The organism is Nonomuraea sp. N2-4H (assembly GCF_045291505.1).
In the GTDB taxonomy this organism is placed as follows: domain Bacteria; phylum Actinomycetota; class Actinomycetes; order Streptosporangiales; family Streptosporangiaceae; genus Nonomuraea; species Nonomuraea fastidiosa.
Genome location: NZ_CP147987.1, coordinates 7,840,923 through 7,853,836, shown reverse-complemented (window position 1 = coordinate 7,853,836; position 12,914 = coordinate 7,840,923). Strand labels below are relative to the sequence as shown.

Here is a 12,914-nt window from a genome sequence, read left to right as displayed (position 1 = left end):
GAGGGGGCTCTCAACGAAGAGACCCCCCGCACACCCGCCAGAGCCCGCTTATCCTTGCTGCCTTCCGGCCCTGGGGAGGTTCACAGGATGACGCCGCGCGAGGGGTCCGTGAACAGTCTAGCCGGATGCCGCAGTGCTCGCTCCACCCTGCGGGAACCCGTCCCGCCGAAAAAGGTGGTCTTGGCACCCTCGGAAGTCCGGTAAGCTCGTCGGCGGAGGATTCGCCTAGTGGCCGAGGGCGCACGCTTGGAAAGCGTGTATAGGGCAACCTATCGGGGGTTCAAATCCCCCATCCTCCGCCAGCACAGAGGGGGTGCGCCGTGATCACGGCGCACCCCCTCCGGCGTTTGGGTCTTCCCGGAGGGTCCGTCTCCCCCCTCGCCCGTCGGCGAAGCGCGCCGTCGACCTTCCTGATCGCCATGTTCGGTAGGCCGGACGCCTCAGGAGGACGTGCGGGGGTGGCGCCTGGCGGTGATGTCCGCGGCGATGAGCAGCCCGGCCGGAACGACGGTGAAGAGGAAACCGCTCGGCCCGATCAGGCTGACGGCCATCGCTCCCCAGGCGAGGATCACCCAGCCGACGTACGCGGGCATGCGCTGTCCTTGCCGCCCCGCCCGCGCTACCAGGAGCCCCAGCAGCGCCAGCACCACGACGAAGCCGCCGGGCAGCGCCCAGAAGGTCGCCACCGATGCGCTGTCCGCGGCAGGGCCGCGGAGGTCTCCGGCGAGCCAGCTCGCCCAGGGGGCGAGAGGGACGAATACGGCGGTGTGCAGCAGCGCGATCAGGATCATGGTGCGGCCGGCCCAGATGGTCGAGCCGGCTGGGGGCGCGGACAGTGCTGGTACGTGGGCTTCGGATGTCGTTCTCATGATTGCCAGCTTCTCCGGCCGCGGCCCGGCCGGGTTCCCTCCGCAGGGGGAAGTCGCTCCCCCACCCCGGGGAACGGCCCGCCGGCGAGAGCGTCCCGATCGCGCCCAGCCCCTCGCTCGCTACTCCAGGGGGCGCGAGGACGTCACGATCCGGCCCACTTCCTCGCTCCCCCTACCTCGGGAGCCGCAGCCACCTCCTCGCCGAACCCGTTTCACGGACGCGAACACGAGGAGCGGCAGGCCCGCGAGCTCGCGGCGCACATCATCGACCTGGCCCCACCCGCCTGATCCCCGGAGGCACCTCCGTGCACGACCACGCACCCGCCGATTACCACTGCCCGTTCTGCCACTCACCCCGGACCGCGAGCCCGACGTGGTCTATCGCGACGAGCGGGTGTACGCGATGGTCCGTCCCCAGTGGTGGCCGCGCAACCCGGGACACCTGCTGATCATTCCGGTCGCCCACCGCGAGAACATCTACGACCTCCCCAGCGCCGACGGCCATGCGATCTTCGACGCGACCCGGCTGCTCGCCCGTGCCATGCGCACCGCGTACGAGTGCGCGGGCGTCTCCACCCGCCGGCACAACGAGCCCGCGGGCGGCCAGAGCGTCTGGCACTTCCACCAGCACCTGTTCCCCCGCTACCCGGCGACGACCTCTACCGCACGCCGCCGCAGCCCGAGTGGCTCCCCGCCGAACGCCGCCGCGCCTACGCCGACCGGCTGCGCGCCGTACTCGACGTGTGAAAGCCCTGTCCGTCCTCACCGTCAACGCCGTGGCACGCACCTCCGCGAGATCCGTGAGGAGACGCGGCTGAGGGCGAGCCCGCCATCGAGTGCCTGACCCGTCGTAGCGGTTCCGACGTGCGCTTGCGAACGTGGCCGCTCGGCATCGGCCAGGCCCCCGCCACTCGACGCCTGAGCCGGGGTCAGGGGGTCACGAGGGCCTTGGAGCGGTCGGTGGCCATGGAGACGGCGAAGACGCCGAGCACCGTGCCGGTGAGGTAGCGCTGGATGCGGAGCCAGACCGGGCGGCGGGCCAGGAAGGCGGCGAGGCTGCCGGCGGAGATGACGATCAGGCCGTTGACCAGGGTGCCGATGGCGACCTGTACCGAGCCGAGCGCGAGGCTCTGCAGCAGGACGTGGCCCATCGACGGGTCGACGAACTGCGGCAGCAGCGACATGTACAGGATGGCGATCTTGGGGTTGAGCAGGCAGGTCAGCAGGCCCATCGAGAACAGCCTGCCGGAGCTTTCGGCGGGCAGCTCGCGCGGCTCGAAGGCGGAGACGCCGCCCGGCTTGATGGCGTTCCAGGCCAGCCAGAGCAGGTACGCCGCCCCGGCGATCTTGAGCGCGGTGTACGCGGCGGGCACGTACGCGAAGATGGCCGTCAGCCCCAGGCAGGTGGCGATGAGGTACGTCGTGAACCCGAGGAACACCCCGGTCAGCGAGATCAGCCCTGATCGGCGACCTTGGGTGAGCGAACGTGACACCAGATAGATCATGTTGGGCCCCGGCGTGAGCACCATGCCCAGCGAGACCAGCGCGATGCCGATCAACCCAGCCGTCATAAAGGCAGATTACCCGGACATATCACGGAAGTCCCAGGAATTTTCGTAGCGTAGCGTAATCGTCACGCTACGGGGGAGAACTGCGGTCGGAGGCTTCGATGCAGTTCGACGACGACAAACCGCTCGACCCGTCCCAGGTCGAGGACGCACGAGCGTCGGGCAGGCGCCCCGGCAGAGGCGGCGGGCTCGGCGGGATGCCGGGCGGCTGCATGTTGCCGATCGGCGGCAAGGGCGGCGGCTGCCTGCTGCTGATCCTGGCGGTGGCCGCGATGTTCCTGTTCGGCCTCATCCCGACGCCCTTCACCGGAGACCCGGGCGAGCAGGGCGATCCGGGTGTCCAGGGCGGCGGCCGGCAGCCCAGCGCGCCCGCGACCGGCAACCTGGCCGAACGCTGCAGGACCGGCGCCGACGCCGACCAGTCGGAGGACTGCCGGGTGGTCGGAACGGTCAACAGCATCCAGGACTACTGGAAGGGGCAGATCTCGGGATACCGGCCGGCCAAGACCGTGCTGTTCACCAGAGCGGTCCGGACGGGCTGCGGCGCGGCCGACTCCGCCGTGGGGCCGTTCTACTGCCCGGCCGACCGCAGGGTCTACCTGGACCTGACCTTCTTCGACACGCTCCAGCGCGACTTCGGCGCCGAGGGCGGGCCTTTCGCCCAGGCGTACGTGATCGCCCACGAGTACGGACACCACGTACAGAACCTCCTCGGCACCATGGACAAGGTGGGCCGCGACAACCGCCCGGGCGCCGACAGCCCGTCGGTGCGCCTTGAGCTCCAGGCCGACTGCTACGCCGGCGTCTGGGCGCGCAACGCGGTCAAGACCGGCTTCTACGAGCAGCCGTTCTCCCAGAGCGACATCCAGCAGGCGCTCAGCGCGGCGGCGGCCGTCGGCGACGACAGCATTCAGCGGCGCTCCCAGGGCCGGGTGACGCCCGACGCCTTCACGCACGGCACGTCGGAGCAGCGCGAGCGCTGGTTCAGCACCGGGTACGAGACCGGCGACCCCAACCGCTGCGACACCTTCTCCGGGCGTATCTGACCCCCACTGCGATACGTCTGTCACGGTTCGGGGCAATCTGTCATGCGGGCAATACCCCGAGAAGGGATGTCAGCATGGACTTCAGAGACCAGGCGGATCTCGACGCGTCGCAGGTGGAGGACTACGGGGACGTCGGCGGTGGCGGCTTCTCCGGGTTCTCCGGTTTCCCCGGCGGCATCATCTTCGGGGGCGGCGGCATCGTCGGCCTGATCGTCCTGGTGCTGGTGTTAGTGCTGAACAACGTCGGCGACACACCCGAGCCCGGCCACGGGCGGCCTCCCGCCAACCTGACGGCGCAGTGCCAGACGGGCAGGGACGCCGACCAGTCGGAGAAGTGCCGGGTGGTGGGCGTGGTCAATAGCATCCAGGACTACTGGAAGAGGGAGATTTCGGGATATCGACCGGCGAAGACCGTGCTGTACTCGGGGCGGTTGAGAACCGCCTGCGGCTCGGCCAGCTCGTCCGTCGGCCCCTTCTACTGCCCCGGCGACCAGCGCGTCTACCTCGACCTCGGCTTCTTCGACCAGCTCCGCTCGCAGTTCGGCGCCAAAGGCGGGCCTTTCGCCCAGGCGTACGTGATCGCCCACGAGTACGGACACCACGTACAGAAACTTCTCGGCGCCCTCGACGCCGGCAGCTCCGTCGCCGTCGAGCTCCAGGCCGACTGCTACGCCGGCGTCTGGGCGCGCAACGCGATCGAAACCGGCTTCTACGAGCAGCCCTTCACCTCCGCCGAGATCGCCGAAGCGCTCGACGCCGCGGCCGCGGTCGGCGACGACAGGATCCAGCAACGCACCACCGGAAGAATCGATCCCGAATCGTTCACGCACGGCAGCTCGCGGCAGCGCGTCGCCGCGTTCACGCGCGGATACGAAAACGGATCACCGGCCGACTGCGCCCTCGGAACGCTGGGGTGATGTGGCCGGACAACGCGAGGAATCGGAATCTCTCCTAAAATCGGGGGGGTGATCTTCAAGCAAGTCGGCGACGGACGCCCTTATCCCAACCACGGTCTGACCAACCGCGATTGGGCCCAGATCCCTCCACGGCAGGTCCGGCTCGACTCGTTGATCACCACGAAGGCCATGCTGGACCTGCACTCGCTACTCGCGGCCGACTCCACGTTCTACGGGGACCTCTTCCCGCACGTGGTGCAGTGGCAGGGCGAGCTCTATCTGGAGGACGGCCTGCACCGAGCGTTGCGGGCGGCACTGCACCAACGATCGATCCTGCACGCCAGGGTCCTTGAGCTGCCCAACTGAGAAAGGATTTCAAAGAGGGGAGCCGTGAGATTCGCGCGGCCCCCTCTTTGTTTTTCCGGCCAACATCATTTTTCCGCGATGAACCGCCGGTGAATACGGTTACGGTTGTCGCCGGGCGGCGCGAGCTCCGACAAGCGAACGCAGGCGAACGAGCGAACGCAGGCGGATGGGCGAACGCCGGCGAACATGCGAAAGGGCCCCCGAGATCTCGGAGGCCCTTCGGCGATGGCGGTGGTGGTGGGATTTGAACCCACGGATGAGTTGCCCCATCACACGCTTTCGAGGCGTGCGCCCTCGGCCACTAGGCGACACCACCGCGCATAACCTTACCGGATCCTGCGAGTGGCGAAGAACCGCTTTAGCGCCGCACCGCACTCAGCTGCGAGTACTCCCATGACGACCTCGGGCCGATGGTTGAGCCGGCGGTCGCGGACGACGTCCCAGAGCGATCCCACGGCGCCGCCCTTCTCGTCCGTGGCGCCGTACACGATCCGATCCACCCGGGCCAGCACGGCGGCGCCCGCGCACATCGTGCACGGCTCCAGCGTCACCACGAGCGTGCAGCCGCCCAGCCGCCACTCACCGCGCAGCGCGGCGGCCTTGCGCAGCGCGAGCACCTCGGCGTGCGCCGTGGGGTCGGCGGTGGACTCGCGGTCGTTGCCCGCCGCGGCCAGCACCTCGCCGCGCTCGTCGAGCACGACGGCGCCGACCGGGATCTCACCCCTGGCGGCGGCCGCATCCGCCTCCGCCAGGGCCAGACGCATCGCGTCCTCGTACGTCACCGCAACCGGTCGAGCTCGTCGGCGAAGGACAGCCGCTCGGCGATCACCGACAGGATGTCGGCAGGCAGCATGCCCTCCTCCATGCTCAGCTCGAGCAGCTCGTCGGCGCTCACGCCGAGGTCGCTGAGCAGCTCGAAGTCGCCGGCAGGGCGCACGCCGAGCCCGTTGCCCTCCTTGTCGGGCGCCACCCCCGCGAACTCGGCGAACAGCTCGCCGAGGCGGTCGGAGACGATCGAGTGCACGTCGGAGAGGAACACCCGGGGCTCCTCGATGCCCTGATAGCGGGCGATGGCGAACCATTCGTCCTCGACCTCGACGCACAGCAGGGCGAGCTCGTCGCCGGTGAGACCCAGCGCCTCCGTGACGGCGTCACCGAAGTCGTCGACGATCTCGACGTCCCCGAGATCGACCTCGGCACCGCTCCAGCCGTCGGAGGTCCTGACGAAGGCCGCAGAAAAGGTGTTGGACGCCATGTCCGCGCTCCAGGGGGTCAGCCGAAGACTGATTCGATGGCACGCTCGAACGGCTCAGAGAACCCGAGCCGCGCGGCGATGCTGGACAGCACATCTTCGGGAAGCAGGTCAATGTCGCCGGAGAGGATGCCCAGCTCCATCTCGTCCAACCCGAGATCGGCGAAGATCGACAGATCTCCGGCGGGGAGCACGGTCTCCTCATCCTGCAGGATCTCGTCCAGCTCCTCCTCGTCCGGCACGGGGATGTCGAGGTAGTCGAGAACCTGACGGGCCAGGGGGAAGTCCCACGAGGCGGCGATGTCGGACAGGAACACGTCCACCCGGTCGCCCAGCACCCGCAGCGCCACGAAGAACTCGTCGCCCACGGCGACAAGCCCGATCGTGCCGCTCTCGCTCGGCTGCTGCTTCAGGGCGTGGATGAGCCCCTTCAGATCGGACGTGAGCGAGACCGGCAGGAGCTCGGCCTGCCAGCAGTCGTCCTCGCGGTAAACCACGATGGCGAAGTCGAGAGCGTCTTCGTCTGTCATCGCCATCCCCACCCGACCTCTGACACGACAGATATCACCGGGACCCAATCGTTCCAGACCCGGCCACCGGGCGTGTGGCTCTCCGACCAAATTGTGATCAAAACCAAAGATGTGATCCCCGCGCGTCCCCAATGTCCCGTTCGCACCCCGGCCTTCGGAAGGGGAGCCCCGGCCTTCGCCGGAAGGCAGCCCCGGCCTTCGGGGAGGCAGCGGCATCCGGACCCCCTGCCGCCCCGCTCGCCCCTCACCCGGGCGCGACGGTCCTGGTCCTTGAGGAAGAAGTACGAAGGCGACGCCCGTACGATCCGGCGCCCGCTCACGGCTCGCCGACCACGACCGCCCTGACCCCTGGTGACGGGGAGCGACGCCCGCGCCCCCGGCGCCGGGCTCTGACGCGCCCCACCCGTCTTCAGACCGACCCGTCTTCAATGGAAGAGGGACGGAGGGCGACGCCCGCGCAGCTCGTACACCACCCGTGACGTGATCTTCCAGGGCCGGGCGAGGGGTCGATAGCAGGGTTGTCCAGGAGATACCGTTGGGTGCCATGGAGACCCTCGTCGTCGATCATCCGCTCGTGGCCCACAAGCTCACCACGCTGCGTGATGTCCGCACCGACTCGCCCACTTTCCGCAGGCTCGCGGACGAGCTGGTGACGCTGCTCGCTTACGAGGCCACCCGCGACGTTCGGGTCAGCGAGGTCACCGTGCAGACTCCGGTGGCCCAGGCCAAGGGGGTGCGGATGGCGAAGCCGTACCCGCTGGTCGTGCCCATTCTGCGGGCCGGGCTCGGCATGCTCGACGGCATGACGAGGCTGCTGCCCACGGCCGAGGTCGGGTTCCTCGGCATGATCCGCAACGAGTCGACGCTGCAGGCGGAGACGTACGCGACGCGGCTGCCCGACGACCTGTCGGGGCGGCAGTGCTACGTCGTCGACCCGATGCTGGCCACCGGCGGCACGCTGGCGGCGGCGGTGCAGTTCCTGTTCGACAGGGGCGCGGTCGACGTCACCGCGATCTGCCTGCTGGCGGCGCCCGAGGGGCTGGCGTACATGGACAAGGTGTTCGCCAACTCCGGCAAGCCGATCCGCGTGGTCACGGCGGCGCTGGACGAACGGCTCAACGAGAACGGGTACATCGTGCCGGGGCTCGGTGACGCCGGCGACCGCCTCTACGGCGTCGTCTGACGATCGGCGCCCAAGCCCGGGCCCCACACCATGACGGCTCCCGGGCTCCGGGCTCCGGGCTCCGGGCTCCGGGCTCCGGGCTCCGGGCTCCGGGCTCCGGGCTCCGGGCTCCGACGGAGTATCCGTCGGCCTCGCGATGCCCCGTCTCCGTTCGCGCGCTTCCGGTCCGGCGGCCCGTCCCGGCCGCCCCTCGACGTGCCGGGGCGGGAAAGTTCTCCTCGGAAAAGTCCATGACCCGTCACGACACGTCATCACTTCGTTACATACTGTGGTTGTGTGGGTACGAAGAGAACCGGAAGGCAACTTCCGCATGCGCGTGGGGGCACGATGAGCGATCACACCGAGGCGGACCCGACTCCGTACGCCGACGTGGAGTCGATGTTGTGCGACGAGTTCGCCGGCATACACTCCGCGACCACCGTAACGCGCTGCGTGGAAGCGGCGCACTACGGCGCGCTGGAGGTCACCGGCTACGCACATCCGAGCCTCGTGGAGCGCATCGCACGCAAACACCTACACGTGCTGGCCCTGGTGGCCAGCGAGCGCGGCTAAGCAAGATCAAAATCAACCCGCCAAGTCACCTTTACCCGGGCACCCGGGTGGGTAATGTAGAGGGCGGGTGGAGTGGGTAAGTGGCACGGAGGCGACGGTGCAGGTCAAAAAGGTCCTCACATACGGTGGTATCGCATTTGTCGCGTACTACCTGTTCGCGCGACCAGCTGACGCCGCGGATGCGGTGAAGGGAGCGTTCGACACGGTGTTCAACGCGGCCGACTCGCTGGCCCAATTCGTGAACAGCCTCTCATGAGACTTGTGACCCACGGGGACTCTGCTCCATCGTCGGTCAACCGCTACCTCCTCCCCCAGGAACAATCGGTCATCATGGTGCGGCGGCATCCCGCCATTCTGCTGCGCCCGGTCGCCGAGGTGCTCGGCGGCCTCATCGTCGCCGGGCTCCTCAGCCGGTTCTTCGGCGGCGGCGAGGCGGGCGGCACGGCGCTGGTCGTCGTGTGGTGGCTATGGCTGTTGCTGCTGATCCGCTTCGTTTGGAAAGTCGCCGAGTGGTCGGTCGATTACTTTGTGGTGACGTCCAAACGAATGCTGCTCACCACCGGGCTGATCACGCGCAAGGTCGCGATGATGCCTTTGGGCAAGGTCACCGACATGAGCTTCCAAAGATCTCTACTGGGGCGCATGCTCGGTTACGGTGAGTTCATCCTCGAATCCGCTGGTCAGGACCAGGCTCTGTCAACGGTCGAATACATTCCGTATCCGGAGACTCTCTACCTTGAGGTCTGCCAGATGCTTTTCCCCGGCAAGGACGACGGGGACGATTAATCTCGACGTGGCAAAATTTCACGCGGGGATACCAGATTCGGCTACTTCATGCAATCATTGCGTGTTGTTGACCCTTCCCCGCCTTGAGAGATGAGATGCCGAGTCAGGGAACCATCGGTGACCGCGTCCGCGGATTGCGGCTGAACAGGCGGATGTCTCAGGCCCAGCTGGCCGGACCCGACCTGTCGGACAGTTATGTCTCGCTCATTGAGTCGGGTAAGCGTACGCCGACTCCTGTGGTTGCCCGGCTCCTGGCCGAGCGGCTGGGATGCACGACGGAGTTCCTCCTGCACGGGATCGAGCCCCGCCAGCGCATCGACACCGAGCTCGGGCTCCGTCATGCCGAGCTCGAGCTGCAGCATGGCGACCCGGCCACCGCGGCGGACCGCTTCACGGACATCGTGAAGGCCGCGGACGAGGAGAACGCCATGCTGACCGCGCAGGCGCGGTTCGGCCGGGCGCGCGCTCTCGAGGCGCAGGGCCGTCTGGGTCAGGCTGTTGAGGCGTTCGAACGGCTGCGCAGGGAGGCGGCGGCGCACCCCGAGCGGCTGGCGGACCTGCCGATCACCATCGCGCTGAGCCGCTGCTACCAGCAGGCCGGCGACCGGCTGCGGGCGCGCGACCTGGCGGCCGTGGCGCTGGGGCAGGCCGAGCGGCTGCAGATCACGCAGGGCGAGGTGGCCGTCGAGCTGGCCGCCGCGCTGATCGAGGCGCGCGGCGAGAGCGAGACCGACTCCCCCGCGCTCGCGTACGTCAAGCGGGTGCTCGACACCGCGGGTGTCCCAGAGGTTGTGGACCGTTCCGCCGAGATCAAGGCGTTGTGGCACGCCAGCGCGGCCGCGGCGGCCGGTGAGGACTCGGCGCTCGCCGTCAGCCTCGCCGACGACGCGATCATGGCGGGCAGGGAGAACCGCATCGCGCTGCTGCTGGCCCGCACGGCGATGCACTGGGCCAGGATGGGCGCGGGCCCGATCGAGGAGGCCGAGCGGCTGGCCGGCGAGGCCGTCAGGGCGTTCTCGGTGTTCCCGTCCACCGTACGCGAATACGGCGAGAGCCTGATCGTCCACGCGCGGGTGAAGCTGCGCGCCGGCGACTTCATGGGCGCGGGCGAGCTGGCCGTCAAGGCGTCCGGGCTCGAGCACGACGGCTCGGGCACCACCGCGGCCGAGGCGCACCTGGTGCTGGCCACCGTGGCGTTCGAGCAGGACGGCGACGCGACCGCGCATCTGAGCACCGCGCACGAGCTGCTCGACACGCTCAACCGGCCGGTGTTCGGCTCGGATCGCCAGGCCGCACGGTGCTGGCGTGAGCTGGGCGACCTTTATGGCAGGGGCGAGTCCAAGGCACTGCAGACGGCCGCATATCGTAAAGCCCTTGAAGCTGCCGGAGTTCGCTCCGCCATGGCAGGGGTGACGATTGACGCCACAGTTTCTCGCTGAACCTCCGGGAGCTTCCAGATTGGCCTAGTGAGTCTGGAATAATGAGGGTCTACCAGTCATTGACTCATAGGATGATTGGTTTCCCCGGAGGAGGCGGACTGTGAGTCTGCGTACGGCGCAGCGGGCTTCGCTCGTCGATCAGGTGATCGAGCAGCTGAAAGAGCAGATCACCTCAGGGTCGTGGCCGATGAACGGCAAGATCCCGACCGAGACCGCGCTCGCCGAGCAACTCGGGGTGGGCCGCAACACCGTCCGGGAGGCCGTACGCGCCCTCACACACGCCGGGCTGCTCGAGTGCCGTCAGGGCGACGGCACTTACGTGCGCGCGACGAGCGAGCTGTCCGGCGCGATGCTGCGGCGGCTGCGCCAGGCCGAGCAGCTGGAGATCCTCGAGGTACGCCGTGCGCTCGAGGTCGAGTCGGCCCGCCTGGCCGCCACCCGGCGCACGGATGAGGACATCCGGCGCATCGAGGAGGCGCTGGCCGAGCGGGAGCGGGCCTGGCAGCTCGACGACCCCGACTTCTTCGTCGAGGCCGACCTGGCCTTCCACATGGCGGTCGCGCACGCCACGCACAACCTCGTTCTCATCGACCTGTACGAGGACTTCTCGGCGGCACTGCGGGCCAGCATCACGGCCGCGGGCACGTCGCTGAACAAGAGCTACATCCCGCACGACGCCATCGCCAGGGCCATCGCGGCCGGCGACGCGACGGCGGCCGAGCGGGCCGGGCACGCCTGCATGGAGCACATCCTCATCGCGCTCACCGAGTCCGAATCCGAGTCCTGAGCCGTTCGCACGGGCGGAAGCTGCCGGGCGATGGCGCACATGGACAGAAGCCGGCGTGCGCACGAGGATCCCGATCTCGGGATGCTGGCCGGGCGCACGCTGTTCGCGCTGCAGCGCGCCCTGTTCGCCGAGCTGGCCGTGCAGGGGCATGACAAGCTGCGGCCCCGCCACGGCGCCGTGCTGGCCTATCTCGACGACTCCGGCACCCGGGCGACGGACCTCGCCGCCCGCTCGGGCCGGCACAAGCAGGTCATCGGCACGCTCGTGGACGAGCTGGTCGAGCTCGGTTACGTGGAACGGCGGCGCGACCCCGCCGACCGGCGTGCCAAGCTGATCGTGCCCACCGGCAAGGGGCGCGACCTCATCGCCCGCTCGGACGCCATCCTCGCCGCCATGGAGGCGGCACACGCGCGGGCCGTGGGCGAGGAGGCGTACGCGGAGTTCAAGCGCGTCTTCCGGCTGGTCGCCGCACGTCAGACGGCGACCATGGCCGACGCGGGGACACAGGCCGCTCTCACACCTGACGCAGGGACATGACGAGGTAGCGGAACGCCGGGTTGGCGTCGCCCGGCACGTCCTGGATCAGCGCGGGCCTGGTGGGCGATTCGAGGTTGATGCGGGCCAGCTCGGTCTCGATGCCGGTGAGCCCGTCGAGCAGGAACTGCGACTGGAACGCGATCTGGATGTCGTCGCCGCGCAGCTCGCACGGCACCACCTCGGCGCCGCGCCCGATGTCGCCGCCGCCCGCCTGGACCAGCACCTGCCCCTGGCTGAACGACAGCCGCACCGCGGTGTTGCGCTCGGCCACCAGCGCCACCCGCTTGACCGCGTTGACGAACGGCGCCACCGGGACGTCGGCCCTGATCGACCAGTCGGTGGTCAGCCGGGAGCGGTAGTCGATGAACTGCTCGTCGAGCAGCCGCACGGTGGTGCTGCGCCCGACGCTCTCGAACCCGGCCACCCCGTCGCCCATCGCCACGGAGACCTCGCCGCCGCGCAGCGACTTGGCCACCTCGACCAGCACCCGGGCGGGCACCATCGCCGACACCGCGACGCCGGGGGCTGCGGGACGCCAGGTGAAGTCGCGGGCGGCGATGCGGTAACGGTCGGTCGCCGCCATGGTCACCGACTCACCCTCGATATCGACCCTGATGCCGGTGAGCATGGGCAGCGTGTCGTCGCGGCTCGCGGCCGGAGCCACCTGGCCGACCGCGGAGGCGAACACGCCACCGCCGATCGCGCCGATGGCCGGCGGCATGGCGGGCAGCGACGGGAAGTCTTCGACCGGCATCGTGATGAGGCCGAACTCCGCGCTGCCGCAGGTCAGCACCGCCTCCGTGCCCTCGGTGACCAGCTCGACGTCGTCGGCGGGCAGGCTGCGGGTGATTTCGGCCAGCAGCTTGCCGGGGATGAGCACCCGGCCCGCCTCGGACACGTGGGCGTCGACCTCGGCGCGCGCCGAGACGTCGTAGTCGAACGCGGACAGCGTCAGGAGGTCGTCCGTCGCCTCCAGCAGCAGCCCGGACAGGACGGGCACCACGGGGCGGCTCGGAAGAATGCGGGCCGCCCATGCCACAGCATCTGCCAGAACATCGCGGTTAACCCGGATTTTCACCTCATACCACCTCTTCTTCGCCGCC

17 protein-coding genes, 2 tRNA genes and 1 other RNA gene are annotated in these 12,914 nt (G+C 69.1%); 12 read left to right on the top strand and 8 right to left on the bottom strand.

Annotated features, from left to right (window positions below; genetic code table 11):
* Positions 1-14: 14 nt before the first annotated feature.
* Positions 15-110: signal recognition particle sRNA small type (ffs, locus tag WBK31_RS36320), an RNA gene on the bottom strand.
* A 104-nt stretch (positions 111-214) separates the two neighbouring features.
* On the opposite strand from ffs, the gene WBK31_RS36315 reads away from it, so the two are divergent.
* Positions 215-302, top strand: a tRNA-Ser gene (locus WBK31_RS36315).
* Between the two features lie 138 nt (positions 303-440).
* Here WBK31_RS36315 and WBK31_RS36310 read toward each other — a convergent pair.
* Entirely contained in the window at positions 441-869 is a 429-nt protein-coding gene (locus WBK31_RS36310) for a DUF6463 family protein (protein ID WP_406673878.1), read from the bottom strand.
* A gap of 373 nt (positions 870-1,242) precedes the next feature.
* Between WBK31_RS36310 and WBK31_RS36305 the strand changes: the two genes are divergently transcribed.
* Entirely contained in the window at positions 1,243-1,713 is a 471-nt protein-coding gene (locus WBK31_RS36305; RefSeq protein WP_378785830.1) for an HIT family protein, read from the top strand.
* 85 nt (positions 1,714-1,798) lie between these two features.
* Here the strand turns inward: WBK31_RS36305 and WBK31_RS36300 are convergent, their stop codons facing one another.
* Positions 1,799-2,440, bottom strand: a complete 642-nt coding sequence (locus tag WBK31_RS36300; protein WP_364064475.1) for a LysE family translocator — start codon at positions 2,438-2,440, stop codon at positions 1,799-1,801.
* A gap of 98 nt (positions 2,441-2,538) precedes the next feature.
* Here WBK31_RS36300 and WBK31_RS36295 point away from each other — a divergent pair, with 98 nt between their 5' ends.
* The 3 genes from WBK31_RS36295 (at position 2,539) to WBK31_RS36285 (ending at position 4,745) form a co-directional block, all read left to right on the top strand.
* The gene (locus tag WBK31_RS36295) at positions 2,539-3,483 is read left to right on the top strand and encodes a neutral zinc metallopeptidase (RefSeq protein ID WP_364064478.1); all 945 of its coding nucleotides are present in this window, start codon (positions 2,539-2,541) and stop codon (positions 3,481-3,483) included.
* Positions 3,484-3,557: 74 nt separating this feature from the next.
* Positions 3,558-4,400, top strand: a complete 843-nt coding sequence (locus WBK31_RS36290; protein ID WP_364064480.1) for a neutral zinc metallopeptidase — start codon at positions 3,558-3,560, stop codon at positions 4,398-4,400.
* Between the two features lie 48 nt (positions 4,401-4,448).
* Positions 4,449-4,745, top strand: coding sequence for a type II toxin-antitoxin system VapB family antitoxin (locus WBK31_RS36285; RefSeq protein ID WP_364064483.1), 297 nt, complete (start codon positions 4,449-4,451; stop codon positions 4,743-4,745).
* A gap of 226 nt (positions 4,746-4,971) precedes the next feature.
* Here WBK31_RS36285 and WBK31_RS36280 read toward each other — a convergent pair.
* The 4 genes from WBK31_RS36280 to WBK31_RS36265 form a co-directional block, all read right to left on the bottom strand.
* A tRNA-Ser gene (locus WBK31_RS36280) sits at positions 4,972-5,061 on the bottom strand.
* 10 nt (positions 5,062-5,071) lie between these two features.
* Positions 5,072-5,509 (bottom strand): tRNA adenosine(34) deaminase TadA, encoded by a 438-nt coding sequence (gene tadA / locus WBK31_RS36275; protein ID WP_364064486.1) that lies wholly within the window; start codon positions 5,507-5,509, stop codon positions 5,072-5,074.
* Between the two features lie 14 nt (positions 5,510-5,523).
* Complete coding sequence (locus WBK31_RS36270; RefSeq protein WP_364064488.1) at positions 5,524-6,000, bottom strand: tRNA adenosine deaminase-associated protein; 477 nt, start codon at positions 5,998-6,000, stop codon at positions 5,524-5,526.
* A 17-nt stretch (positions 6,001-6,017) separates the two neighbouring features.
* Positions 6,018-6,533 (bottom strand): tRNA adenosine deaminase-associated protein, encoded by a 516-nt coding sequence (locus tag WBK31_RS36265; RefSeq protein WP_378785832.1) that lies wholly within the window; start codon positions 6,531-6,533, stop codon positions 6,018-6,020.
* A 538-nt stretch (positions 6,534-7,071) separates the two neighbouring features.
* Between WBK31_RS36265 and upp the strand changes: the two genes are divergently transcribed.
* The 7 genes from upp (at position 7,072) to WBK31_RS36230 (ending at position 11,811) form a co-directional block, all read left to right on the top strand.
* Complete coding sequence (upp, locus tag WBK31_RS36260; RefSeq protein ID WP_364064493.1) at positions 7,072-7,710, top strand: uracil phosphoribosyltransferase; 639 nt, start codon at positions 7,072-7,074, stop codon at positions 7,708-7,710.
* Positions 7,711-8,037: 327 nt separating this feature from the next.
* On the top strand, positions 8,038-8,262 hold the full coding sequence (locus tag WBK31_RS36255; protein ID WP_364064496.1) for a hypothetical protein: 225 nt from the start codon (positions 8,038-8,040) through the stop codon (positions 8,260-8,262).
* A gap of 97 nt (positions 8,263-8,359) precedes the next feature.
* Entirely contained in the window at positions 8,360-8,518 is a 159-nt protein-coding gene (locus tag WBK31_RS36250; protein ID WP_355417480.1) for a hypothetical protein, read from the top strand.
* The gene (locus WBK31_RS36245) at positions 8,515-9,048 is read left to right on the top strand and encodes a PH domain-containing protein (protein ID WP_364064499.1); all 534 of its coding nucleotides are present in this window, start codon (positions 8,515-8,517) and stop codon (positions 9,046-9,048) included. Before WBK31_RS36250 ends, WBK31_RS36245 begins: the two co-directional genes overlap by 4 nt.
* Before the next feature lie 95 nt (positions 9,049-9,143).
* The gene (locus WBK31_RS36240) at positions 9,144-10,487 is read left to right on the top strand and encodes a helix-turn-helix transcriptional regulator (protein WP_364064501.1); all 1,344 of its coding nucleotides are present in this window, start codon (positions 9,144-9,146) and stop codon (positions 10,485-10,487) included.
* A 100-nt stretch (positions 10,488-10,587) separates the two neighbouring features.
* On the top strand, positions 10,588-11,274 hold the full coding sequence (locus WBK31_RS36235) for a FadR/GntR family transcriptional regulator (protein WP_364064503.1): 687 nt from the start codon (positions 10,588-10,590) through the stop codon (positions 11,272-11,274).
* Between the two features lie 39 nt (positions 11,275-11,313).
* Positions 11,314-11,811 carry a MarR family winged helix-turn-helix transcriptional regulator gene (locus WBK31_RS36230; protein WP_364064506.1) on the top strand — a complete coding sequence of 166 codons (498 nt, stop codon included), beginning with the start codon at positions 11,314-11,316 and terminating at the stop codon, positions 11,809-11,811.
* Here the strand turns inward: WBK31_RS36230 and dnaN are convergent.
* Positions 11,789-12,889 carry a DNA polymerase III subunit beta gene (gene dnaN / locus WBK31_RS36225; RefSeq protein WP_406673877.1) on the bottom strand — a complete coding sequence of 367 codons (1,101 nt, stop codon included), beginning with the start codon at positions 12,887-12,889 and terminating at the stop codon, positions 11,789-11,791. The genes WBK31_RS36230 and dnaN overlap by 23 nt on opposite strands.
* Positions 12,890-12,914 lie beyond the last annotated feature (25 nt).